The organism is Streptomyces sp. NPDC001515 (assembly GCF_053597115.1).
In genome coordinates, this window is record NZ_JBSFHN010000029.1 from 86,016 (window position 1) to 107,032 (window position 21,017).

Sequence of the window (21,017 nt, forward strand, 5' to 3'; positions counted from 1 at the left end):
CGCCTCCTGAACGGCCGTGGTGCCCCCATGACACCGCCGCACCTCCCGCCAGCCTTGCCCGCCCTGCGCGTTCCGGCCATCAGCGCTACTCCGACGGGCCCAAGGGGCGGGCGCACGGGAGTGGCCTCGGGGCCGTGGAACCACAGCGCGGGCAGGGCGGGCGAAGAAGGCGTGAACGGAGAGCACGCGCGGCGGAGCATCCCGGCAACCGGCACAAGCCCTCAAGCACCGAGAGACGCGATGCCTCGGTCGCTCACCGCGTACGCGAACCCGCCGTCACATGAACGGATGCGGTCGGCCGTACGGCAGGCCCGGGGAGCCGACCGATATGCCGGCTGACGCGCTCGCGCAGCAGGAGGTACTCCTCCCAGCGTCTGGGCAAGGGCCCCGGCGGGCGCTCGACCACCCGGCCCCCGGAAACGATCTGACCGTCCTGGAACTGCTCGCGCGTCAGGTCGAGATCCACGCCGCCGGCCAGTCGATTCCACCAGTGGAAGCCCTGCTGTTCTCCGCGATGGTGGCCCTCCCCGACGACGAGGTCGCCACCGAAGATGTCGTTCACGATCAGGGCGGTGATGTCGCACTGGCCCCACGCCGGGTTGCCCGGCTGCCATCCACGGCGAGCCAGGTCGTCCGGGGAACAGGTGTCGGCGGCCCAACTCGCGCGCAGTGCCCTGTCGATGTCGAGCAGGTTCCAGGTGGTCATCGCACCAGCCTCGCATCCGCCACTGACAACGGATGGCAGCACGAGCGGCGAGGCAGGCGGCAGGGCTCTGCGTCGAGCGGTGCCGTTCAGCACCGGGGTGACGGCGGCAGCAGTGCTGTCACGACGGCATGATGCGCGTCTGCGAAGCGACACGTGACAGCCGCAGGGTTCCCAGCACGATCAGGGCCAGGCCCGCCGCCATCGGCAGCAGCCACCAGCCGTCGCCGATTTCCTCCTTGTACAACACGATGCCGAGGAGAAGGCTGACCAGGGCGTCGCCGAGTGTCAGCGCGGGCTGGGAGGCGGTGATGGGCCCGGCCTGCAGGGCGTTCTCCAGCAGGACGATCGCCAGAACGCCGCACAGGGCGAAGCCGTACGTCTGCCAGACGGACAGGAACGCGACGGCCCCGTCGTCTGCGAAGGTGCGGGCGGCCGACTTCATCAGGGCCGCGGTGAGCGCGTTCGCCACGGCGGAAGCGGTGCCCAGGCACGCGGCACGCCCCAAGCCGGTCGGCAGACGGCGGGCCACGGCCACGAGGCCCGCCATCACGCCGAGGCAGACGGCGATCGCCGGCACCCAGAGCGACATCGGTGCCTGGTCGTCCCCGCCGTGCGGATGGGCGGCGACCAGGACCACCGCCAGTCCGACGACGATGTATCCGATCGCCCACCAGCCCGAGGCCGGGAGGCGTCGCCGGATCACGTACGAGCCGATCATCAGAGCGAACGGCAGCTCCAGGACGAAGACCGGCTGGACGAGGGCGAGTGGCCCGGTGGCCAGGGCTACCGCCTGAAACGCCGCCGCCCCCGCGACGGCCCCGATTCCGGCCACCCACACCGGCTGCCGCGCCAGGTCGGCGAACAGGCGGGGCTTGAGCGCGTGGCTCGCGGGGACGTTGAGCGCCGCCTTTCGCTGGAGCACGGTTCCCGTGGCGTTGCTCATGGCGCCGAGGAGCGCGGCCAGGACGCTCAGCACGAGCACGGGGCATTCACCTCCGCGGACGCACGCGGGCCGAGGGCCCGCCCGCCCGGAGTCTGCGGTCACGGTCGGACACCATGCTCACACCGGGCACGACCCCCCGCACGAGGCGCTGGCCCATACGGCCTCACCGCCCCGACATGCGCCCGACCGGGCTGTACCCCCACGTGAACGGACCGGTCGTCGCGTTCTGCGGATCTCCGACGCGCTCGGAGGACCCGGTCGCACGGATTCCGCCAGGGAACTGCGGCAATCACCGGGCCGGCTCGCGGGAACACGCAGCCCACCCGCTACCGGGCCCGGTGTCAGGACCGGGACCCCGCCGCGCCTCACCCGGTCGGCGCAGTTGCTCGCAGAAAGTGCTACGGTTTCGCGTGGAAGTGGCGACCGGGCCACTCGATGGAGATCGGAGGAGATGCGCGATGACGGTCGTGGTGACCACCGCTGTGTGCGGTGCCCGACTCGTTCGCATCTCTCGGGTCTCGGCCTGACCTTTCGTCTGCCACCCTCCCCCTACGGGAGCGTCTTCGGCATGACTGCCGTCCGGCGGGACCCCCTCTCAAGGGTCTCTTCATTGTTTCACCGAAACACTTCACACCCATCTGCTCTCCCCAGCCCTGAGCGCGTTCCGACACTGGCCGACTACGGCTGGGACACGGAACGTGAGCAGTCCTTCGCCCCGTCGAGGGGCGAAGGACTGATCCCGGGCCGCGTCGTGCGGGCGGAGCGCGGTCTGTGCGACATCGTCGCCGAGACCGGCCCCGTCCGCGCGACGGTCCTGCCCTCCTCCGGTACCGGCGGCCGGCCGACTCCCTGCACCGGTGACTGGGTGGCCGTATGTCCGGCCGGTCCGACGACGTCCGCCACCGTGGTGGACGTACTGGAGCGCCGGACCGCCGTGGTCCGCTCCACCTCCTCCCGCACCTCGCGTCCCCAGGTGCTGGCCGCGAACGTCGACACCGTCGCGGTGGCCGTCTCCCTGGCCGACCCGCTCAGGCTCGGGCGGATCGAGCGGATGCTCGCTCTGGCCTGGGAGAGCGGCGCCACGCCCGTGCTCGTGCTCACGAAGGCCGACCGGTCCTCGGACCCCACCTTGGCGGCCTCCGAGGTGGCCGAGGCGGCTCCGGGGGTGGAGGTGCTGATCACCAGCGCCACCACCGGTGAGGGCCTCGACATCCTGACGGCGGTCCTGTCGGGCACGGTCGTCCTGCTCGGGCCCTCGGGTGCGGGCAAGTCGACCCTCGGCAACCGCCTGCTCGGCGAGGACCTCCTGGCCACCGGTGCGGTCCGCGGGAGCGACGGAAAGGGCCGGCACACCACCGCCTGGCGCGAACTGGTGCCGCTGCCCCACGGCGGAGTCCTGCTGGACACTCCCGGCCTGCGCGGAATCGGCCTGCACGACGCCGACGACGGCCTGGAACACACCTTCGCCGAGATCACCGAACTGGCGGGCGACTGCCGCTTCGCCGACTGCTCCCACGCCACGGAGCCCGGCTGCGCGGTGCTGGCCGCCGTCGAGGACGGCCGGCTGACCCGGCGGCGCCTCGACAGCTACCACCGGTTGCAGCGCGAGAACGCCCATGCCGCCGCACGCACCGACGCACGGCTGCGCGCCGAGCTGGAACGGCCGATGAAGCAGATCTCGCGCCAGGTGCGCGCGCTCAAGCAGTCTCCCCACTTCAAGGCATGACGGAAAGGAACACGGTCATGGACCTTCCCCGCATCTTCACCATCCGCGAGAGCAACCACCGCATCCACAACCCGCTCACCGCGGACAAGTTCGCCACCCTGGGTGAATCCCTCCGTCTCCCGGCCGGAACGCGGGTGCTCGACCTGGCCAGCGGCTCGGGCGAAATGCTCTGCACCTGGGCCCGGGACCTGGGCTTCACCGGAACCGGAGTGGACATCAGCACCCTCTTCACCGAGCAGGCGCGCGCCCGCGCCGCCGATCTCGGCGTCGCCGACCGCGTCGGCTTCGTCCACGGTGATGCCGCGGGTCACGTGGCCGACCAGCCGGTCGATCTGGCCGCCTGCGTCGGCGCCACCTGGATCGGCGACGGCGTGGCCGGCACGGTCCGACTGCTCCAGCGCAGTCTCCGCCCGGGAGGGATGATGCTGATCGGCGAACCGTTCTGGCGGCAGACCCCTCCGGACGAGAAGACCGCCAAGGCATGCCACGCCACCTCCGTCGCCGACTTCCTGCTCCTCCCGGAACTGATCGCGCGGTTCCAGGAACTCGGCTACGACGTCGTGGAGATGATGCTGGCCGACCAGGACAGCTGGGACCGCTACGCCGCGGCCCAATGGCTCAGCATGCGCCGTTGGCTCGACGAGAACCCGGACGACGAACTCGCGCCCGAGGTACGCGAAGAGCTCACCACCGAGCCCGCCCTGTACGCCCGTTACGGTCGTGAGTACCTGAGCTGGGGCGTCTTCGCCCTCATGAAGCGCTGACAGCCCCGCCCCGTCCGGGGCCCGGACGGCGAACCGTCCGGGCCCCGCTCGGGGCACGCCATCGTCGCGGTGGTCGAGCCGTACGGCGGGGGAGGGCGCGCTGCGCGCACCGCGACGTATCCGTCTTCGTCTCCGCCTCCTCGTCCTTCCCCGTGTCCGTTCCGCAGGCCAAAGCCCTCGGCGAGTGCGGCCCATTTGCAAACCTACCTATCGATAGGTAGGTTTTAGGTATGAACTCCAACGCCACCCCCGCCATCCGTGCCGTCGGCCTCGGCCGGGATTTCGCGGAGCGCACCGCGGTGCATCGGCTGGACCTGGAAGTGAACCCCGGAGAGGTCTACGGCCTGCTCGGTCCCAACGGGTCGGGCAAGAGCACCACCGTCCGGATGCTCACCACGATGCTCCGCCCCTCCCGGGGCACCGCCGAGGTCGCCGGGGCCGACATCGCCCGTGACCCCGGGACGGTCCGCCGTCGTACCGGAGTCGTCCTCCAGGGCACGGCTCTCGACCCCCTGATGTCCGCCCGCGAACTGCTCCGCCTGCAAGGACGGCTCCAGTCACTCACAGCCCGGCAGTCACGCGCACGCTGCGCCGAGCTCCTCACCGCCTTCGACGCCCAGGAGTTCGCGGACACTCCGGTCGGCAGGCTCAGCGGGGGACAGCGGCGCCGGATCGATCTCGCCGTGGCTCTGGTCCAGCGCCCGGACGTCCTCTTCCTCGACGAGCCCACCACCGGGCTCGACCCCGTCAGCCGACGGGACCTGTGGGACGAGATCCGCGCGCTGGCCGCCCACCACGGCGTCACCGTTCTGCTGACCACCCAGTACCTGGAAGAAGCCGACCAGCTCTGCGACCGCGTCGGCATTCTCCGTGCCGGACGCCTCATCGCGTCCGCCGCTCCGCACACCCTCAAGCAGGAGGCCGGCGACCGCGTGCTGACTCTGCGCTTCTCCGACGCCTCCACGGCCGACCGGGCCCGGGACGTGCTCGCGGCCAAGGGGGAGCAGCCGCATGCGGCCGAAGCCGGTCCCCACGCGGTGAGCGTCAGGCTCACTCGTCCCGGGGCCGACGGGGAGACGCTGCTCACCCTGGCCTCCGCCGGCCTCCACGCAACATCCCTGACCGTCGACGAACCCAGCCTGGAAGACGTCTTCCTCCGCCTGGCCGGCACCCCGGAAGGGGCCACCGCAGCATGAGTACGACCACCGTTTCCGTGTCCCCCGTGAACCCGCCCGCCGTACCGGGGCCATGGGCTGCCCTGGGACCACTGACCGCCCGCTCCCTCAGGTCCTGCCTCCGTGCACCCTCCCTGATCCTCTCGCCGCTGCTGATGAGCGCGTTCTTCCTGATCATCTACGAGGGGCAGTTGTCCTCGGTCACGGCCGCGACCGCTCCCGGTGGTCGCTACATCGACGTGGTGCTCCCGCTGTGCCTGCTCACCACCGCCTTCACCGGCGGCGCCACCGCCGGGCAGCTGATCGTGAGCGACATCGGCTCGACCTACCACGCTCGGCTCTGGCTCACCCCCGTCAGCCGCTGGACCCTCATCACCGCGCCCGTCCTGGCAGGCGTCGTCGTCCTGACCGCTCAGGCCGCCGCTCTCACCGGACTCGGCCTGCTGCTCGGCCTGGACCCCATCGCCGGGGCCCCGGCCGTTCTCGCCCTCATCGGCGCCACCGTCCTGCTCGGGGCGGGTTTCCTGCTCCTGGCCGCCGCGGTCGGCCTCCACACGGGCAAGAGCTCGGCGGTCGGCTCCGTGACGCTGGTCTTCTTCCCGCTCTCCTTCTTCACCGCGACCTTCGTCCCGCGCGACCGGCTCGGCGGCTGGATGGCCCATGCGGCCGACCTCAACCCGCTCACCCCGCCGCTGGACGCCATGCGCAGCCTGCTCACCGCACCCTGGAACGAGCAGAACCTGCTGCCGGGCACCCTCGTCGCCCTCGCCCTTCTGGTGGCGGGCGCCGTCGCGGCCCGCCTCGCCCTGACCCGTCGTACTCGTACAGGAGTCTGATCACCATGCCCCGCCAGACCGACACCCGCGCCCGTGCCCGCGACGAATTCGCCCGGCGACTCGCCGACTACGGCTACCTCGGCGTCTCCCTCGACGACATCGCCAAGGCCGTCGACGTGAAGAAGGCCAGCCTCTACCACCATTTCCCCGGCGGAAAGCCCGCCCTGTTCATGGAAGTCGCCGACCACTACACCAAGGAGGCGGCGGCCCTCCTCCAGGGCGCACTCGCCACCCCCGGCACCCTGCGCGACAAGCTCCTCGCCCTCGCCGCCTCCTACGCGCGGGGCACCTACAACTCCGCCCTCAGCAACCAGATCTACTACGCGACCCGCCACCTGGACGACGACCAGCGGGCGGAGGTCTCCCGGACCTACGTACGCGGCCTCATCCAGCCCGTCACCGACCTCATGGCCCAGGCGGTGACCACGGGCGAACTGCGGGAAGCCGACCCGGGGTTCCTCGCCACGGCCTTCATGGAACTCGCCGCCACTGTCCATCCCCCGGAGAACGACTGCCCTCCGGCCTCCGCCGACCGCCTGGCCCAGGACGTCGTCGACCTCTTCCTGCGAGGAGCCGGCCCCGAGACTCCCTGACACGAACGCCCGGCCGCCGCGTGACCCGTCAGCGGCGCGCGCCCGCCTCGGGTCGATCGCCCGGGACGCCTGTGGCCGGGGCACGGCCCGGGGCTGGGCGAGCGGAGCGGCAAGAGCTGCCGGACTCCGACGGAACGGGAGATGGATGGGAGACGCCCGTACCGCCTCCGTCCGCATGGTTGGCTGACGTCGGGGCACCGTCGGTGCCTGTATGCGACAGCTTTCGGAGGCACAGTGAAGCATCCGCGTAGAGTTCCCGAGGTTCTCACCGCACTCGTCTTACTGGGGACAGCCGTGCTCGGCGCCGCGCCCGGGGCCCTGGCCTCCGAGCGGCCGGCTCCGGCAGTCGGGGCGGCGGAGGCGTCCGCGCCGGCGGTGGCGTATCTCTGGGCGGGGTCGCACACCTTCGACTTCAGCCCGGACGGCGGGGCGACGACGCAGACGGGTTCCTACCTGAACATCGAACCCCCGCTCATCAGCGCGAAGCCGAGTGACCTGGCCAGCGGCGCCGACGTCCGCAGCACGGTGACGACCGAGGACGGTGTCACCACCGTCTCCCAGGTCCACCGGTCCAGCGGGGACGCGACCCGGTTCGCCCTCCCCAGCGGGCAGTCGTTCCGGGCAGCCACCGGGTGGAGCGTGGTGGTGGGCGGCAACGGGGACGGCCCGCTGCGCGTGTGGCGCGCGAGCGCCCTGCTGCCGATCGCGAACGTCATCGCGGGGATGAAGGTGACCGGGATACCCAACGGCGCCTCGGTGACCCGCGTCCAACCGGGCGGCTCCGTGCGGTACATGGCCGTCACCTACAGGTACCAGGGCGTCTCCACGGCCGGGCTCCTCGACCTCGGCACATACGTCTTCACCCCGTACGCGACCGCCGTGGCCACGACCACCCAGATCCGTTACAACGACCGGTGGTTCGCCACCGACGAAGGCCCGGACCACACGCTGCGCGCGGTGCGCGTCGGCTCCGCACCCGGCACCCCGCCCACCGAACTCGGCAGCTCCGGCCCGTACGGGCTGAGCGCCGTCGTCGGGGACCACCTCGTGCTGAACGACATCGACTCCGGCGTACCCGCGCCGCTGGACGCGGTGTCCGCGCTCGACGGCTCCCGGCGCACGGTGCTCGGTCTCGCCCAGGGCGCGGCGGTCTTCGCCCAGGACGGGGCGGCCCTCGTCACGGCCCAGGACGACACCGGGCTGTGGCGCGTGTTCCACCTACTGCCGGGCGGCGCATCGGGACTCCAGGCGTGGCCGTCCTGGATCGTCGGGGGCGCGGACGTGGCGGCGCGATAGCGGCAGCCGCGCGTCGCCCGCGACCACGCGAGGCGGGGCCTGCGTTCGCGTACTGCCGGGCGAACGCGGGCCCCGTCGGAACCACGACGCCGGACTGTACGGGGCCCCTCCCGATGAGTGCCCGGGAGGGCCCCGTACGCGTGGCGGTGCGGGGACGCCTCCCTACGCGGCCGGGGCGAGTTCGGCCCGTCCGAACAACAGTGCGTAGCCAGGGGGAAGTTGGTGAAGGATGCGGGTGACCAGGCCGGGTCCGGCGTACGCGGCGACGGCCGTGAAGACGGAGCCGGCGTCCCAGCGCGTGGGAGCCAGCGAGGCGCCCGAGCGGGTGGCCAGGTCCTTGACGAAGCCCCAGCCGGTCAGCGGCTGAGTGCTGGGGATCTGCGTGGTCAGGGTGCGTGCGGCCTCCGTGGGCAGACAGGCGGCCAGGTCGACGCGTTCGTCGCCCGTCAGCTGGCGTCCCAGTCCCGCGAGGACCAGTTGGACGGCTTCCTCGGCACGCTCGCGGGTGGGGTAGGCGCCTTCGTAGCGGACTCTCTCCAGCATCTGTTCGTACGCTGTCCCGTACTGCTGCTGGTGCCCGAGTGGTGCGCGTACGTCGGTGGTCACTGCGCTGTTCACCTTTCGTGGAGCGAGGGCGGAGCGGTGCCGGAGCGCGGCACCGGGGTCGGGTTCGGGTTCAGGCGGGTCCGGGAGGGCGGGGGAGGGCGGTCGACGGGGAAGCCGTATCCGACCGGGCGCCGGGACGGCCTGCCGGTCCGGTACGTCCTCGGCGCGGGCGGGTGCGGCACGTGGCCGGCACAGGGCCGGTGCGGCACGTCCGTCGGCGCAGGGGCCGGTCCGGCAGGTCGTCGCCGGCCGTGGACCGTACGTAGGGGTGTCGTGCCGTGGTTCTGCGGCCACCCGCCGATCCGGGCCCGGCCGCCGCACGACGAACGGGTCCGGCGGCAGTGCCCGGTCCTCGGCGGACGAGCCCTCGTCGCGATTCTTCCCCACGGATTGCCCGCGGGGCGCGGAGGACGGGGAAGGGAGGGGCGCGTCCCCGCCCTCCGCGGCGTCCGGCGGTGTCAGCCGGAGATCTCCTGGCGGCCGGAGCCGACGCCGACGGAGATCCTGCGGGGCTTGGCACGCTCGGCGATCGGGATGCGCAGGGTGAGAACACCCGCGTCGTAATGGGCCTCGATGCGCTCGGTGTCGAGGGTGTCGGCGAGCATGATCTGACGGGAGAAGGCGCCCAGCGGCCGTTCGGACAGCTCCATCTGCACGTTGTCGGACTTCGCCACCGGCCGGCGCTCGGCCTTGACGGTGAGCATGTTCCGCTCGACGTCGATCTCGATGGCGTCGGCGGCGACGCCGGGCAGGTCGAAGGCCACCACGTACTCGTCGCCTTCGCGATAGGCGTCCATCGGCATCGCCGAGGGCCTCGACCAGGTCCCCGGAGCCGTCAGCTGCTGTGCCAGCCGGTCCAGCTCACGGAAGGGGTCAGTGCGCATCAACATGGGAAAACACCTCCAGCGGGTTCAGGCAGTTGCTGCCAATGCGCCTCACTGAGACCGTTGTAACATGTCATCCAATGGATGACAAACAAGATGTCATCCATAAGACGACACCCTGAAGGAGGTCTCCGTGGTTCCGGCCGATCCGCCGTCCTCGCCCGGCGTCGACGCTCACAGCCCGGCGTCGTTCCTCGCCGCCGCGGCGGCCCTGCGCGCCATCGACGACGCGCTGCGCGAAGCCCAGCACGGAACGCCCGATGCGCCCGGCCCCGGCCAGGAACAGGTGCTGGCCTCCCTGTCGCTCCTGCGACAGGTGCGCGAGCAGCTGGCCGGATGGGAGACCGGTCTGATCGAAACGGCCCGTGACGCGGGAGCCAGCTGGGCCGACCTCGCCTCCCCGCTCGGGGTCGCCAGCCGGCAGGCTGCCGAACGCCGCTACCTCCGGGGCCGCCCCGGCCCCGCCGGCAGCACCGGAGAACAGCGCGTCCAGGCCACCCGTCAGGCCCGCGCGGCCAGCCGCGACACAGCGACCTGGGCCCGCCGCAATGCGGCCGACCTGCGCCGCCTCGCGGGACAGATCATCGCGCTCACCGACCTTCCCTCCGCTGCCCGCCGCCCTGTCAGCCAGCTCCGCGCCGCCCTTGCCCATGACGACCCGGCCGACCTCATCGCCCCTCTCGCCGCCACGCGGCCCCACCTGACCGGCACGCACGCCGACCTGGCCGCCCAGGCCGACGACATCAGCCCGCCCTGATCTCGTGCGCGCAACGGATTCTCGGAGTCACTGGGCGTGTCGGCGCGCAGCCCGGGACACCGGGCGACGGAGGCCCCGTAACGAGGGCATACGGCTGCCGGACTCGCGGTCCTGGAGGGGCGTCGGCTGCGGGGAGGGTCGCGGCGCCGCGTCAGGTGTCCGGGTGGGCGTCCGTGTTCAGTGCCCAGGCGTGCCCCGGGCACCCGGCCGGGAGCGGCGGAAACCGGTGTCCCTTGACGTCGGTGCTCCAGTGGTGGCCCGCTCCGCAGTCGCACTCGTAGATGCCGCTCTCGGGCACGATCTCCCCGGGATGCCACGTTCGCTGTTCGTCACCCATACCTTCCGGTCTACGCCGCCGGGGCCCGTCCGGCGACTCGAAGGCGCTTCCGACGTGCTTGCGAAGGTACTCGTGCCGCCATGGACGGTGCGCGGTCTGATGGCGCGATGCCCCGGACACCCGTGTTCGCACGCACTGTCGGAACGTCCTGCGCCGCGCGGAGGGGAAGCCCGATTCCCCAGGAGTGGCGGGGCCGGGCCCCGGGCTGGGGCCTGCGTCAGCCCTCCGACCTGGCCAGAGGGAGAATGCGGGTATGGCGATGTGCAAAAAGTGTGGCGCGCAGAAGCGCCGGTGGCCTCGTTCCTGTGCGCGGTGCGGTCAAGGCGAGGACCGCGCGGACGTGGCCGCGGATGTTGCGGAAGTGGCGCTGGACACGGGAGTGCTCCGCTGGATCGGTCGGGCGATCACGGGGGTCGTGCGGCTGGCCCTGCGCGCGTTCGACTGACCGGTCTCGGACGCAGGTGGGAAGCACTGTCCGGGTGCTCGCGAGCTCGGTGCAGGAGGGTGCCGCCGTCACCGGCGGCACCCTCAGGGCGGGGGAGGCAGGGGTACCCAGCTGCCTCACCGTTCCCACCCGCGTCTCCGATTTCCCGTCTACGTCTGGATCCACCGCTTCAGCGCCTCGACCGTGTCCGTCGGCGCCGTGTTGAAGCACAGCCGGATCCCGGGCGCTGCCTCGATGAGGAGGTTGACCAGCCGCTCGAACAGCAGCGTGTTCTCCGGCAGCATCCGTACGCCGCCACCGATCATCGCCAAGCCGAACGTGTGCTCCTGGAGCTGCTCCCGCACCGTCGCCTCGGCGCGGTCCGGGGAGGTGTCGATGAGGCAGGGAACAGCGTCGAAGCCCGCGTCGCGCAGTGCCGCGTTCCCCGCCTCGATCCGGGCGGTGAGCGACGCCTCGTCGACCCCCTCGGGCATCCTGCTGTAGTCGAGAGCGCTCGGATGCAGACCGATGGACAGTACTTTAGTGGTGCCCGGCAGGGGAGTTGAGGGTGTCGGGTGACCCATGGACGGCGTCCTCTCCGCGTACGTCGTGCTGATCTTCCTGGTGTATCACGGAAGTTGGACGCGGAGCCTGCTCGGGCCGACATCGGGAAACTGCGGCCGGCCCCGATCGGGAATCGATCGCGGCCGGCCCCTGCTTCCGGCGCCCCGCTGTCAGTGACCCGCCGCCATGCGTACGGCTTCCGGGCGCGGATCAGGTGCGAAGGTCGGGTGGTGGGTGGTGGGCGGCTGGTCGAAGCGGTCGAGGTGGGGCTTCAATCCGGGTTCCCCGCATACGCAGTGTCGAGAGCGAACCTGACCTTAGGCCGGGCCCGAGCCCCCGCCCGGCCGTAGAAGCGGATGGCGTCGGTGTTCCAGTCGGGGGTCTGCCACTGGACCTGACGGACGCCGGCCGCCGCCGCCGCGTCCCTCACGCCGTTGAGCAGGGCGGACCCCCACCCTTCGCCCCGGTGCCGTTCGCTCACGAAGAGGCAGTCCAGGTGGACGTAGTCGGCGGCCTGCCAGGTGGAGAACTCCCGGGACCAGCTTGCGTATCCGGTGAGTTCGCCTCCGTGGTCGACCACGAGACACCAGGCTCGCGGATGGGGTGAGAACAGCACGGGCTTCAGGCGGGCCGCGAGATCGCCGGGCACGGGGCCGGCCTGCTCGAACGCGGCGTGGGCGGCGCACAGGCGGGCGATCGCGGGCAGGTCGGCTTCGGTGGCCGGGCGGACGACGCCTGCCGGTCGCACGGTGTCCTTCAGCATGCGCAGGAAATGCCGGAGCGCGGGGCGGTCAGGTCGTCCACGGGGCGCTGCCCGGAGCCGGTGGCGGAGTCGTAGGAGAAACCCTCGCGGACCCAGTACTCGAAGCCGCCGAGCATTTCCTTGACCTGGTACCCGAGGCGGGCGAAGGCCAGGGCCGCCCGGGTGGCGCCGTTGCAGCCGGGGCCCCAGCAGTAGGTGACCACCGTCTGGTCCGGGCCGATCGAGGCCGGTGCCAGCTCGGCGATGTGCGCGGTCGGGATGTGGAGGGCCCCGGGGATGTGGCCCTGGTCCCACGCGGCGGCGCTGCGGGTGTCGACCACCACGACCCCGGGCGCGCCGGACGTCAGGTCGGCGTGGACGTCCGAGACGTCCGTCTCGAAGGCGAGGCGGGCGGCGTAGTGGGTGGCAGCCTCGGCAGGGAGGGCGGCCGGCACGCTCAGGACAGCGCTGGTGATCGCGGCGGAAACGGTGGAAGACATGGGACGCCCCTTGTTCGTGCTGGTCGGATCGGGAGTCGAAGATCCGGGCCGAATCACTTCCGCCCGGCGACACCTCCATCCTCTGGTCACCGGGCCCGCCCCACGAGTGGCGTGGACGCCTGAGACCATCAAGATTCCGCCAGCCCTGCCCCGGTCCCGGGGGCGACCGTCACGCGCCCGCCGGGGCGCCGCTGAACGTCTTGCGGTAGGCCGTGGGCGTCGTACGCATCTGGCGGGTGAAGTGATGCCGGTACGTTCCCGTGCTGTCGAAGCCCACCGCGGCGGCGACCTCGTCCACGGTGCCCTCACCGGATTCGAGCAGCGGCAGGCTGGCGGCCACCCGCTGGGTGATAACCCAGCGCATGGGACTCACCCCGTTGCGGCGCGTGAAGTGCCTCAGGTACGAACGTTCCGACATGCACGCGGCCCGGGCCAGAGCGGGGACCGACAGCCGGGTGTGCAGATGACGCAGCGCCCAGTCCATGCTCTGCGCGACGCCGTCGCCCTCAGGACCGATCTCGGCCACGGCCGCCTCGATGAACTGGGCCTGGCCGCCCTCGCGGTGCGGTGGCACGACGAAGCGGCGCGCCACCGTGTTGGCCACGGCCGCACCGTGATCGGCCCGGACCAGATAGAGGCACAGATCGATCCCGGCCGCACTGCCCGCACTGGTGAGGACGTCGCCGTTGTCCACGTACAGCACGTCGGGATCGACCTCGATCCCGGGGTGCCGGTCCGCGAGCGCACGGGCGTAGCGCCAGTGAGTGGCGGCCCGCCGCCCCTCCAGCAGCCCTGTCGCGGCCAGCGCGAACGCCCCCGAGCAGATCGAAACCAGCCGCGCCCCCCTCCCATGGGCGCGCAGCAGGGCATCCACCAGGGCCGGAGAAACCTCGGCATCGGCCGAGGCCACCCCGGGCACGATCACGGTGTCCGCCGCGGCCAGCTCATCCAGCCCGTGCTCGGCACGCAGGGTGAACCCGCCGACCGCCCGGAGATCCCGACCGGGCACCTCGGCACACACCCGCAGCTCGTACCAGGGCAGGCCCTCCAGCTCGGGCCGGGGCAGACCGAAGACCTCCACCACGACACCCAGCTCGAAGGGCGCCATCCCCTCGAATGCCAGTACGGCTACCACGTGCGGTTTCGACATGGCGAAATTTTAACCTTCGCCGTGATCCAGCCAGGCGGCGGAACAGGAGGAAGCCCGTCGCCCGGCGCTCGGCACCCGGGCCCACCGGTGCCTGCTCATCGACGACACCTCGGGTCTCGTGACAGCCGCCCGGGAGACCGGCCTGATCGGGCTCCACTGCCAGCACATCGACCAGGCTGCGCAGCACCCTCGCACCACTGCTGGCGTGACCGGCCGCAGCAGGTCGGCCGACACGGAGCGGGCACCGGCCTCGAAGACGCGGCGGTCGGGTTTGGCCACTCCGATACGGGCGATGTCGATCATGGTGCCCCGGGGTACCCCCAGCGCTTCGTCGAGCGTGGTCATCCCGTCCGGATCCCACAGACGCAGGACGCCGTCGAAGCCGCACAGGACGGCGTCGAAGGCGAGTGGCTCACGGCCCCCGATCCTGCCAGTGGGCCTCTGATCAAAGGCAGGCAGGGCCGCAGATGATCACGAAATGCCGAACTTCACCGAGACCGGCACCGAGTCCTACGGCCTTGGCCAGACCAAGATCGAGCAGCAGCCGAGGAGAAACAGCCCTCACAGGCAACCGGCCGCCCCCTGGCCGTTGATCACGGCTGCCGGCACCCTCGGCGATCGAGATAGTCGACCAGTTTCGCCTCGCTGCGGCGCAGTCGAACAGCCTCGTCCTCGGGCAGGGAACCAAGTGCATCGACAAGCACGCATGCTCGGGGAACGTGGACCAACGCACCGGAGTAGATCCGGCACCCGGAGCACCATGCCAAGCCAACGCACCGCTCGAACATGGGGGACCCAGGCGGATGAAGACGGAACTGGTAGGCACGGACGGCAGTCCCGCACGCGGTACAGGATCGGCGGTCCCCCTCCCTGACCGTGTCCAGGGCCATGACCTTGACCCAGTGCCACCGGCCCGCCGGTGCTCTTCAAGTCGTCATGCGCAGCACTGTCTCACGGCCGTCACCAACCCGCCACCACCGTCCCACGTCCCCCTGACTGGGCCGGCGGTTCGCCCTTCGGCCGGCCGCAATAAAACCACCTCTTCGTCGAATCGCATCAGATGGAGGCTCCAGCCGACCGATACCGATCGGGATCGGAACGACTACAGCCTCTATGACCGGACTCGCCACCACCAGGCGATGGAGGGCAGGTCGGGAGGGTTCCGGCCGTCCCGGAGCGGGAGGTCCGTCCAGTGCGGCCGTGTCGGGCCCGGGGCGTCGCTGCCGATGGTGTAGCGCGCCGTTCTCGCGGCCCATTCGATGGTGCCCCGGATGCCGTGGGCGAGATCGTCGATGTAGTGTGCGAGCGGCCGGCTGGCGTGTGCCCGCGCCGCTTCGCTGAGTTCGAGGAGCGGAGCCGGCCGCCGGCCCGGTCCGCGTCCCCTTCGCGGCTCGCTGCGATCGGGACGGTCAGTAGCAGTGAGCGGGGCGTTCCTGCCAGTCGATCCAGGTGGGGTCGTCGAGGAGGTTCTCGGCGTCGTAGAGGCCGGCTCTTCGCAGGAGCGCGATGAGGTCCTGGTCGTTGTGGGCCGTTCCGGCGTGGGAGCCGTTGATCGTGACGGTCCGGCCGCCGGCGGACAGGATCGGGCCATGGACGGTGATCGGGGGAGTGCTCATGCGTTTCACCCTCGGCTCTTCCCGCCGTACGTGCCACACACCCTGACCGCACAGGCCGAAGGATTCCCGGGGGTGGCCCCTTGCGGGGACACGGGGAGAAGGGGGTGCGCATCGAGTCGGCACGGGCTGGGCCATCGCGGTGGGCGTGGCCGTGGCCCCGCGTCGTGCCGCACGGCGAGGGGCCGGTCGAGCGGCCCTGGGCGGGCGCCGGCCTCCGGGGCGGGTCGGACGGTGAATGACGAGGGGGCACGCTCATGCGCCCACGGTGCACCCCACGTCGTCACCTGCCGTCGACGCAGAGCGACACGTTGGCGTGGGCGCTCTTCAGACGGAGGCGAGGGTGTTGAGCATGTGGCCGAGCCCTGCCGGCGCCTGGACGTGGGCCAGGTGGCCCTGGCCGGCGAGCCCGTGGACCCGGGCCTGCGCGAGGTGTTGACGCACGTTGTCGAACGACGTTCCGTAGGGGGCAGTTCCGCGGTTGTACTCGCCGATGATCAGGTCGACTCGTTCCGCCCGCCGCGCCATCACATCCGGAGGCGGTGCCGCGTCGAGCGCACCGAGTTCGGCGGGCAGCGGCTCGCTCAAGCGGCGCAGGGCAGCCCAACCGCCGTGATCGGTCCGCAGAGCCTCGACATGCGCCGCGGAGAACCCGGAGATCTGCCGGTTGACGATCTCGACGCAGCGATCCCAGTCCGCCGTCTCGGCCGCCTGCGCCAGGTCCGGCAGTGCCTGACGCCCGAATGGCCGCATAACCGGCTCATAGGCGATCACTTGGTGGATCGGGCGCTCGTTGGCGGTCAGCAAGGTGATCAGGCCGCCGTAACTCCACCCGAAGAGCGCCCTTGTGCCGCCGAACGCGTCGAGGACCACACAGAGGTCCTCTACCTCCGTCCGCAGCGAGTAGGAACGGGTCAACGGCCCCGAGGGGGCACGGCCCCGTCGGTTCACGACCACCACCGAGGGCCATGCCGCGACTGCTCGCGCGACATGGCGCCACGTATGCGCATCGCTCATCACGCCCGGGACGACGACAAGGCCCGGGGCCTCCGCCTCCCCGTACACGTCGACCGTGACCCAACTGCCCCCGCTGACGGCGATCCTCTTCTGAATCGTTCGCTCCATAAATCTATTATGGAGCGAACGATCTATAGTGCAAGCGTGACCGAACGCAAGCGTGGACGCCCGCGAGCCTTCGACCGCGACCACGCGGTCCTCGAAGCCGCTCGTCTCTTCTGGCGACGCGGCTACTCCGGCACTTCGACCCGGGCCCTGACCGCAGCCCTGGGGCTTTCCACCTCCAGCCTCTACGCCGCCTTCGGCAGCAAGGCCGGACTGTTCGAGGAAGCCGTACGGGCCTACGCCGAGCGATACCGCGAGATCTACCAGCAGGCCGTTGCCGCGCCAGACATCCAGACAGTCGTCGAACGCATCCTGATGGACTCGGTCCACGAGTTCACCCAGCCAAGCGACGCACACCCCGGGTGCCTCGTCAGCAGCGCCGTGATGACCGACAGCACGAGCACGCTCGACACCAGCGCCTACATCGCCGAACTGCACAGCTCGAACGAGCAAGCCCTCCTCGCGCGCATCGAACGAGCCGTCCGGGACGGGGAGCTGATCGCGGGCACCGACGCGGCGGCCCTGACCGGGCTCGTCCAATCCGTCTGGCACGGATTGTCGGTGCGCTCCAACGTCGACACGGTCCGCGAGGACCTGTTCGCGACGGCACGACTCGCTCAGCAGTTGATCTGCCGGCAACTCACGTCACCGACGTCACTGACGTCATGACGCGCGGCGGGCGGCGGTGCGGGTGGTCTCGGAGTGGTCGATCCCTCGGTGACGTACCTCAGTGCATCTCGGCGGATCCTCGCCCGTGAGACCGTCGACGGATTCACGGACGAGCACGGCGTGAGAACGGCGTGGCGGGCGTACTCCTCGATGAGGCCGAGGAGAACCCGGCGGAGGTTGGGGCGTTCGCCGCTGCGAGTGGTGTAGGCGCCGAGCTGGTCCAGCCCGCCCGTGCTCAGCGCCTCGTCGACCACGGCGCGGGAGCGAGCGGCTGATTCCCGCCAGCAGACCTTAGCGAACGGAACTGACCGTGATGTCGGCGGGTGCACCGCAACGAGCCGATCAGGTCAGTCGTTGCCGCCCGTAGGGCGCGGGCCGCGGAAGCGGGCCTTCTTCGCGCGGTTGCCGCAGATGTTCATCGAACACCAGCGACGGTTCCGGCCCTGGCTGGTGTCGACATAGAGGCCCTGGCAATCGGAGTTCTGGCAGGTCTTCACCTGGGCGCGCTGGGGGCCGCCGAGGACCATGACGGCGTCGTGGGCGATGCGGCCGAGCGCGCCGCGCACATGGTGGCCGGTGACGGGCTGCCAGCACATCCCGGTTTCCGTGAGTTGGGGGCAGAGCTGTTCGTCCCACAGGAGCTGATTGAGCACGGTTCGGTCCGTCTCGGCCGTCGGCTCGTCATGGGCGATCGCGGTACCGATGCGATGGATCGCCTCTCGGAGCCGCCGGGCCAGGTCGAGGTCTGCGGGCGTGGCGTGTTCGCTGCCGACGGCGACGTCGTTGGCAGCGAGCCAGTCATCCAGCCGTTCCGGATCGGGCAGCCGTTCGACCGGGGTGCCGTACCGATCGCTGAGGGTGGCGGTGAAACGGAACGCGAGTTGCTCGTTGTCGAGCCGGAACGTCGGGCGGCTCGTGGCGGCGGCGCTCGGGGCAGCGGGGCGGTTCATGGAACCACCTTAGGCGGTTCCATCATGCGGTGACGTGTATGGTGGAACCACTTCAGGCGGTTCCAGCTGTGGATGGTGGACGTGATGACCGATGTGACCGTGGTCGGTACCGGCGGTATGGGGGCGGCGATTGCCCGCAATCTCGTGCGGGCCGGATACCGGGTGGCGGCGTGGAACCGGGACAGTGACCGGCTCGCACCGCTCGTGGAAGCGGGGGTGGTACGGCTGGAGCAGCCGGCCGAGGTGTTCTCCTCACCGGTGGTCTTCTCCGTGCTTGCCGACGACCTCGCGGTGAGGGAGGTGTTCCTCGACAGCGGCGTGCTCGACGCCGCACCGCCGGGGGCGGTGCACGTGAACCTCGCGACGGTCAGCCCGGCGCTGGCGCAGGAGGCGGCGGCGATCCACGCGGACAAGGGGGTCGGCTATGTGGCCGCGCCCATGTTCGGCGGGGTGCCGGTCGCCGCGGCGGGCAAGCTCAACATCGTCACCGCCGGGGCGCCCGACCCGGTCGAGCGGGTGCGCCCGCTCCTGGAGGCGATCAGCGCCCGCGTATGGCCGGTCGGCGACTCACCACAACGCGCGAACGTGGTCAAGGTCGCCGGCCAGGTGCTCATCGCCTCCGCGATCCAGTCGATGGCCGAAGCCGTTGCCATGGGTGAGCGGGGCGGGGTCGATGCGAAGACCCTGGTGGAACTGTTCACCTCGACGATCACACCGGGCCCGGTGTACACGAACTACGGCGGGCTCATCGCTCGCCAGGCATACTCCCCGGCCGGGTTCACCCCGGCACTGGGACGTAAGGACATCGACCTCGCCCGCAGCCAGGCCGCCTCGACCGGGCTGCGGCTCCCGGTGGCCGACCTGCTGTCCGAACTCCTCACCGACGCGATCGAGGCCGGGCACGCCCAGGACGACTGGGCCTCGCTGGCCCACACCCAGCGCCACCGCGACCTCGCCGAGGCCGGTCAGTGACCACACGAACACAGGAGTCCGGAGCGGCCGAATGCGCTCAACCCGGGGGATTGCCGTGGGCGGCGCTCCTGGCCCTGGCCGCGGCGGGATTCCTCGCGATCTTCACCGAGACCATCCCCGCCGGACTCCTCCAGCAACTCGCGGCCGGACTGGAGGTCTCCGAGCCGGCGGCCGGGCAGTTGGTCACGCTGTACGCGATCGGATCGGTGCTCACCGCGATCCCGCTGGTGGCCGCGACCCGACGAGTGAGCCGGAAGAAGGTGCTCCTGGCCGCGGTGTTCACCTTGCTGCTGTTCAACTCCGTGACCGCGCTCGCGCCCGGGTACCCCCTGGTCCTGGTGGCCCGGTTCATCGCCGGTGCGGCCGCCGCGCTCGTGTGGGGGGTACTGGCCGGATACGCCCGCCGCCTCGTCCCGCCGGCCCAGCAAGGACGCGCGCTCACCGTCACCGGGATCGGCCAGCCCATCGCCCTGGCCGCCGGAGTTCCGCTGGGGGCCTTCGCCGGTTCGTTCGTGGACTGGCGGTGGGTATTCACCGCGATCTCGCTGGCCGCGGCCGGACTGGCCGCGTGGATCGCCGCCGCCGTCCCGGACGTGCCCGGCCAGGAACCGTCGGCCCAACTCCCGTTGCGACGCGTCATCCTGCTCCCCGGCATCAGGGCGGTACTGGTCGTCGCACTCATGTGGGTCCTCGCCCACAACATCCTCTACACCTACATCGCGCCCCTGCTCGCCCCGACCGGACTACGCCTCGACATCGGGCTCGCGATCTTCGGCATCGCCTCCTTCATCGGAATCACCGCCACCGGCCTGGTCATCGACCGAGCGCTACGCGCAACCGTGCTCGGCGTACTCACCCTCATGGCGTCGGCCGCCCTCGCCCTGGCCGCCCCGTTCCTCGGCGCTGTGCCGATCGCCCTCGCGATCGCGGTCTGGGGCCTCAGCTTCGGTGGCGCGCCCGCGCTGCTGCAGACCGCCCTGGCCGACCGCGCCGGCGAGCACACCGACACCGCACAGTCCGTCTTCGTGACCGTGTTCAACCTGGCCGTCGCCGGCGGCGGCATCGTCGGCGGCGCGATCCTGGCCACGCACGCGAGTGCTCCAGCCCTGGCCTGGACCGCACTCGGTCTCACCATCGCAGCGTTTCTTGTCGTCGTCGCCCGAGTGCGGGCATTCCCGGCCACACGCTCAGAAGCATGAAATGCCCACCCCCGAAACCAGGCGTTTCAGAAGGGCAATCCATCGTCCGGCCGCAGGCTGAGGCCCCGCCCCGCCCCGGCGCCACGCCGCAGACGCTGCCCCGCCGACCACTGCCTCGCCGACTGGTCAGCCCGTTGTGCTTCTGACCCGTAGGGCTCGGAGACGTCCAGCGGCGCCGAAGGCGGGCCACGGGTGAGCGGGACGGGCGTCTTGTGGTCACCGTGACGTGACGGAATGTCCTGCGGGGGTAGACCGGAGGCGGGACGTACGGGCAGGCCGCACAGCGGCAGAGCGATGCCGCGGACACGAACCCCCGACCGCCCGACCGACCCCACGTTCGCGGTACCCGCGCTCGATGCGGCGCGACCCGGTCCGGGACCGCGCGGAACCTTCCTAAGAGCCGCTAACAGAAGTGTCTGATGGTGTGACGGTCAGCTTGATCGCTCGTTGATTGGTGCGTGGGGAAGAGGGAGTCGCGGCCGTGGGTCG

At 71.2% G+C, this 21,017-nt stretch carries 23 protein-coding genes; 11 read left to right on the forward strand and 12 right to left on the reverse strand.

Going from position 1 to position 21,017, the window contains the following annotated elements:
- Positions 1 to 253: 253 nt before the first annotated feature.
- Together ACWCXC_RS27465 and ACWCXC_RS27470 are read right to left on the reverse strand one after the other, a co-directional pair.
- Positions 254 to 706, reverse strand: a complete 453-nt coding sequence (locus ACWCXC_RS27465) for a YunG family protein (protein WP_450890825.1) — start codon at positions 704 to 706, stop codon at positions 254 to 256.
- A 118-nt stretch (positions 707 to 824) separates the two neighbouring features.
- Entirely contained in the window at positions 825 to 1,688 is an 864-nt protein-coding gene (locus tag ACWCXC_RS27470; RefSeq protein WP_450684587.1) for a DMT family transporter, read from the reverse strand.
- Positions 1,689 to 2,400: 712 nt separating this feature from the next.
- Here ACWCXC_RS27470 and rsgA point away from each other — a divergent pair.
- From rsgA to ACWCXC_RS27500, 6 genes are all read left to right on the forward strand, one after another.
- Positions 2,401 to 3,375 (forward strand): ribosome small subunit-dependent GTPase A, encoded by a 975-nt coding sequence (gene rsgA, locus ACWCXC_RS27475; protein ID WP_450684588.1) that lies wholly within the window; start codon positions 2,401 to 2,403, stop codon positions 3,373 to 3,375.
- A 17-nt stretch (positions 3,376 to 3,392) separates the two neighbouring features.
- Positions 3,393 to 4,139: an SAM-dependent methyltransferase gene (locus ACWCXC_RS27480; protein WP_450684589.1), complete on the forward strand. Its 747-nt coding sequence runs from the start codon at positions 3,393 to 3,395 to the stop codon at positions 4,137 to 4,139.
- A 230-nt stretch (positions 4,140 to 4,369) separates the two neighbouring features.
- Positions 4,370 to 5,335, forward strand: a complete 966-nt coding sequence (locus tag ACWCXC_RS27485; protein ID WP_450890826.1) for an ATP-binding cassette domain-containing protein — start codon at positions 4,370 to 4,372, stop codon at positions 5,333 to 5,335.
- The gene (locus ACWCXC_RS27490) at positions 5,332 to 6,150 is read left to right on the forward strand and encodes an ABC transporter permease (RefSeq protein ID WP_450890827.1); all 819 of its coding nucleotides are present in this window, start codon (positions 5,332 to 5,334) and stop codon (positions 6,148 to 6,150) included. Before ACWCXC_RS27485 ends, ACWCXC_RS27490 begins: the two co-directional genes overlap by 4 nt.
- A gap of 5 nt (positions 6,151 to 6,155) precedes the next feature.
- Complete coding sequence (locus ACWCXC_RS27495) at positions 6,156 to 6,743, forward strand: TetR/AcrR family transcriptional regulator (RefSeq protein ID WP_450890828.1); 588 nt, start codon at positions 6,156 to 6,158, stop codon at positions 6,741 to 6,743.
- A 234-nt stretch (positions 6,744 to 6,977) separates the two neighbouring features.
- Positions 6,978 to 8,039 (forward strand): hypothetical protein, encoded by a 1,062-nt coding sequence (locus ACWCXC_RS27500; protein WP_450890829.1) that lies wholly within the window; start codon positions 6,978 to 6,980, stop codon positions 8,037 to 8,039.
- Between the two features lie 162 nt (positions 8,040 to 8,201).
- Here the strand turns inward: ACWCXC_RS27500 and ACWCXC_RS27505 are convergent, their stop codons facing one another.
- Positions 8,202 to 8,645: a DUF2267 domain-containing protein gene (locus ACWCXC_RS27505; RefSeq protein WP_450684594.1), complete on the reverse strand. Its 444-nt coding sequence runs from the start codon at positions 8,643 to 8,645 to the stop codon at positions 8,202 to 8,204.
- A 458-nt stretch (positions 8,646 to 9,103) separates the two neighbouring features.
- Complete coding sequence (locus ACWCXC_RS27510; protein ID WP_450684595.1) at positions 9,104 to 9,535, reverse strand: Hsp20/alpha crystallin family protein; 432 nt, start codon at positions 9,533 to 9,535, stop codon at positions 9,104 to 9,106.
- Positions 9,536 to 9,662: 127 nt separating this feature from the next.
- Between ACWCXC_RS27510 and ACWCXC_RS27515 the strand changes: the two genes are divergently transcribed.
- Complete coding sequence (locus ACWCXC_RS27515) at positions 9,663 to 10,286, forward strand: type III effector protein (RefSeq protein ID WP_450890830.1); 624 nt, start codon at positions 9,663 to 9,665, stop codon at positions 10,284 to 10,286.
- Positions 10,287 to 10,437: 151 nt separating this feature from the next.
- Here the strand turns inward: ACWCXC_RS27515 and ACWCXC_RS27520 are convergent, their stop codons facing one another.
- The 7 genes from ACWCXC_RS27520 to ACWCXC_RS27550 form a co-directional block, all read right to left on the reverse strand.
- Complete coding sequence (locus tag ACWCXC_RS27520) at positions 10,438 to 10,623, reverse strand: hypothetical protein (protein ID WP_450890831.1); 186 nt, start codon at positions 10,621 to 10,623, stop codon at positions 10,438 to 10,440.
- A 594-nt stretch (positions 10,624 to 11,217) separates the two neighbouring features.
- Positions 11,218 to 11,631, reverse strand: a complete 414-nt coding sequence (locus ACWCXC_RS27525) for a hypothetical protein (protein WP_450684598.1) — start codon at positions 11,629 to 11,631, stop codon at positions 11,218 to 11,220.
- Positions 11,632 to 11,882: 251 nt separating this feature from the next.
- On the reverse strand, positions 11,883 to 12,374 hold the full coding sequence (locus tag ACWCXC_RS27530) for an N-acetyltransferase family protein (RefSeq protein WP_450890832.1): 492 nt from the start codon (positions 12,372 to 12,374) through the stop codon (positions 11,883 to 11,885).
- Positions 12,368 to 12,853 (reverse strand): rhodanese-like domain-containing protein, encoded by a 486-nt coding sequence (locus ACWCXC_RS27535; protein ID WP_450684600.1) that lies wholly within the window; start codon positions 12,851 to 12,853, stop codon positions 12,368 to 12,370. Before ACWCXC_RS27535 ends, ACWCXC_RS27530 begins: the two co-directional genes overlap by 7 nt.
- Before the next feature lie 169 nt (positions 12,854 to 13,022).
- The gene (locus tag ACWCXC_RS27540; protein ID WP_450684601.1) at positions 13,023 to 14,003 is read right to left on the reverse strand and encodes a helix-turn-helix domain-containing protein; all 981 of its coding nucleotides are present in this window, start codon (positions 14,001 to 14,003) and stop codon (positions 13,023 to 13,025) included.
- 1,409 nt (positions 14,004 to 15,412) lie between these two features.
- Positions 15,413 to 15,619, reverse strand: coding sequence for a hypothetical protein (locus ACWCXC_RS27545; protein WP_450684602.1), 207 nt, complete (start codon positions 15,617 to 15,619; stop codon positions 15,413 to 15,415).
- 324 nt (positions 15,620 to 15,943) lie between these two features.
- Positions 15,944 to 16,741: an alpha/beta fold hydrolase gene (locus ACWCXC_RS27550; protein ID WP_450890833.1), complete on the reverse strand. Its 798-nt coding sequence runs from the start codon at positions 16,739 to 16,741 to the stop codon at positions 15,944 to 15,946.
- 36 nt (positions 16,742 to 16,777) lie between these two features.
- Here ACWCXC_RS27550 and ACWCXC_RS27555 point away from each other — a divergent pair, with 36 nt between their 5' ends.
- Together ACWCXC_RS27555 and ACWCXC_RS27560 are read left to right on the forward strand one after the other, a co-directional pair.
- Positions 16,778 to 17,407 carry a TetR/AcrR family transcriptional regulator gene (locus ACWCXC_RS27555; RefSeq protein WP_450890834.1) on the forward strand — a complete coding sequence of 210 codons (630 nt, stop codon included), beginning with the start codon at positions 16,778 to 16,780 and terminating at the stop codon, positions 17,405 to 17,407.
- A 131-nt stretch (positions 17,408 to 17,538) separates the two neighbouring features.
- Positions 17,539 to 17,682 carry a hypothetical protein gene (locus ACWCXC_RS27560; RefSeq protein ID WP_450890835.1) on the forward strand — a complete coding sequence of 48 codons (144 nt, stop codon included), beginning with the start codon at positions 17,539 to 17,541 and terminating at the stop codon, positions 17,680 to 17,682.
- Positions 17,683 to 17,754: 72 nt separating this feature from the next.
- On the opposite strand, the gene ACWCXC_RS27565 is transcribed toward ACWCXC_RS27560, so the two are convergent.
- Positions 17,755 to 18,357, reverse strand: coding sequence for a CGNR zinc finger domain-containing protein (locus tag ACWCXC_RS27565; protein WP_450890836.1), 603 nt, complete (start codon positions 18,355 to 18,357; stop codon positions 17,755 to 17,757).
- A gap of 84 nt (positions 18,358 to 18,441) precedes the next feature.
- Here ACWCXC_RS27565 and ACWCXC_RS27570 point away from each other — a divergent pair, with 84 nt between their 5' ends.
- Together ACWCXC_RS27570 and ACWCXC_RS27575 are read left to right on the forward strand one after the other, a co-directional pair.
- Complete coding sequence (locus ACWCXC_RS27570) at positions 18,442 to 19,329, forward strand: NAD(P)-dependent oxidoreductase (RefSeq protein WP_450890837.1); 888 nt, start codon at positions 18,442 to 18,444, stop codon at positions 19,327 to 19,329.
- Between the two features lie 50 nt (positions 19,330 to 19,379).
- Positions 19,380 to 20,528 carry an MFS transporter gene (locus tag ACWCXC_RS27575; RefSeq protein WP_450890838.1) on the forward strand — a complete coding sequence of 383 codons (1,149 nt, stop codon included), beginning with the start codon at positions 19,380 to 19,382 and terminating at the stop codon, positions 20,526 to 20,528.
- Positions 20,529 to 21,017: the final 489 nt, after the last annotated feature.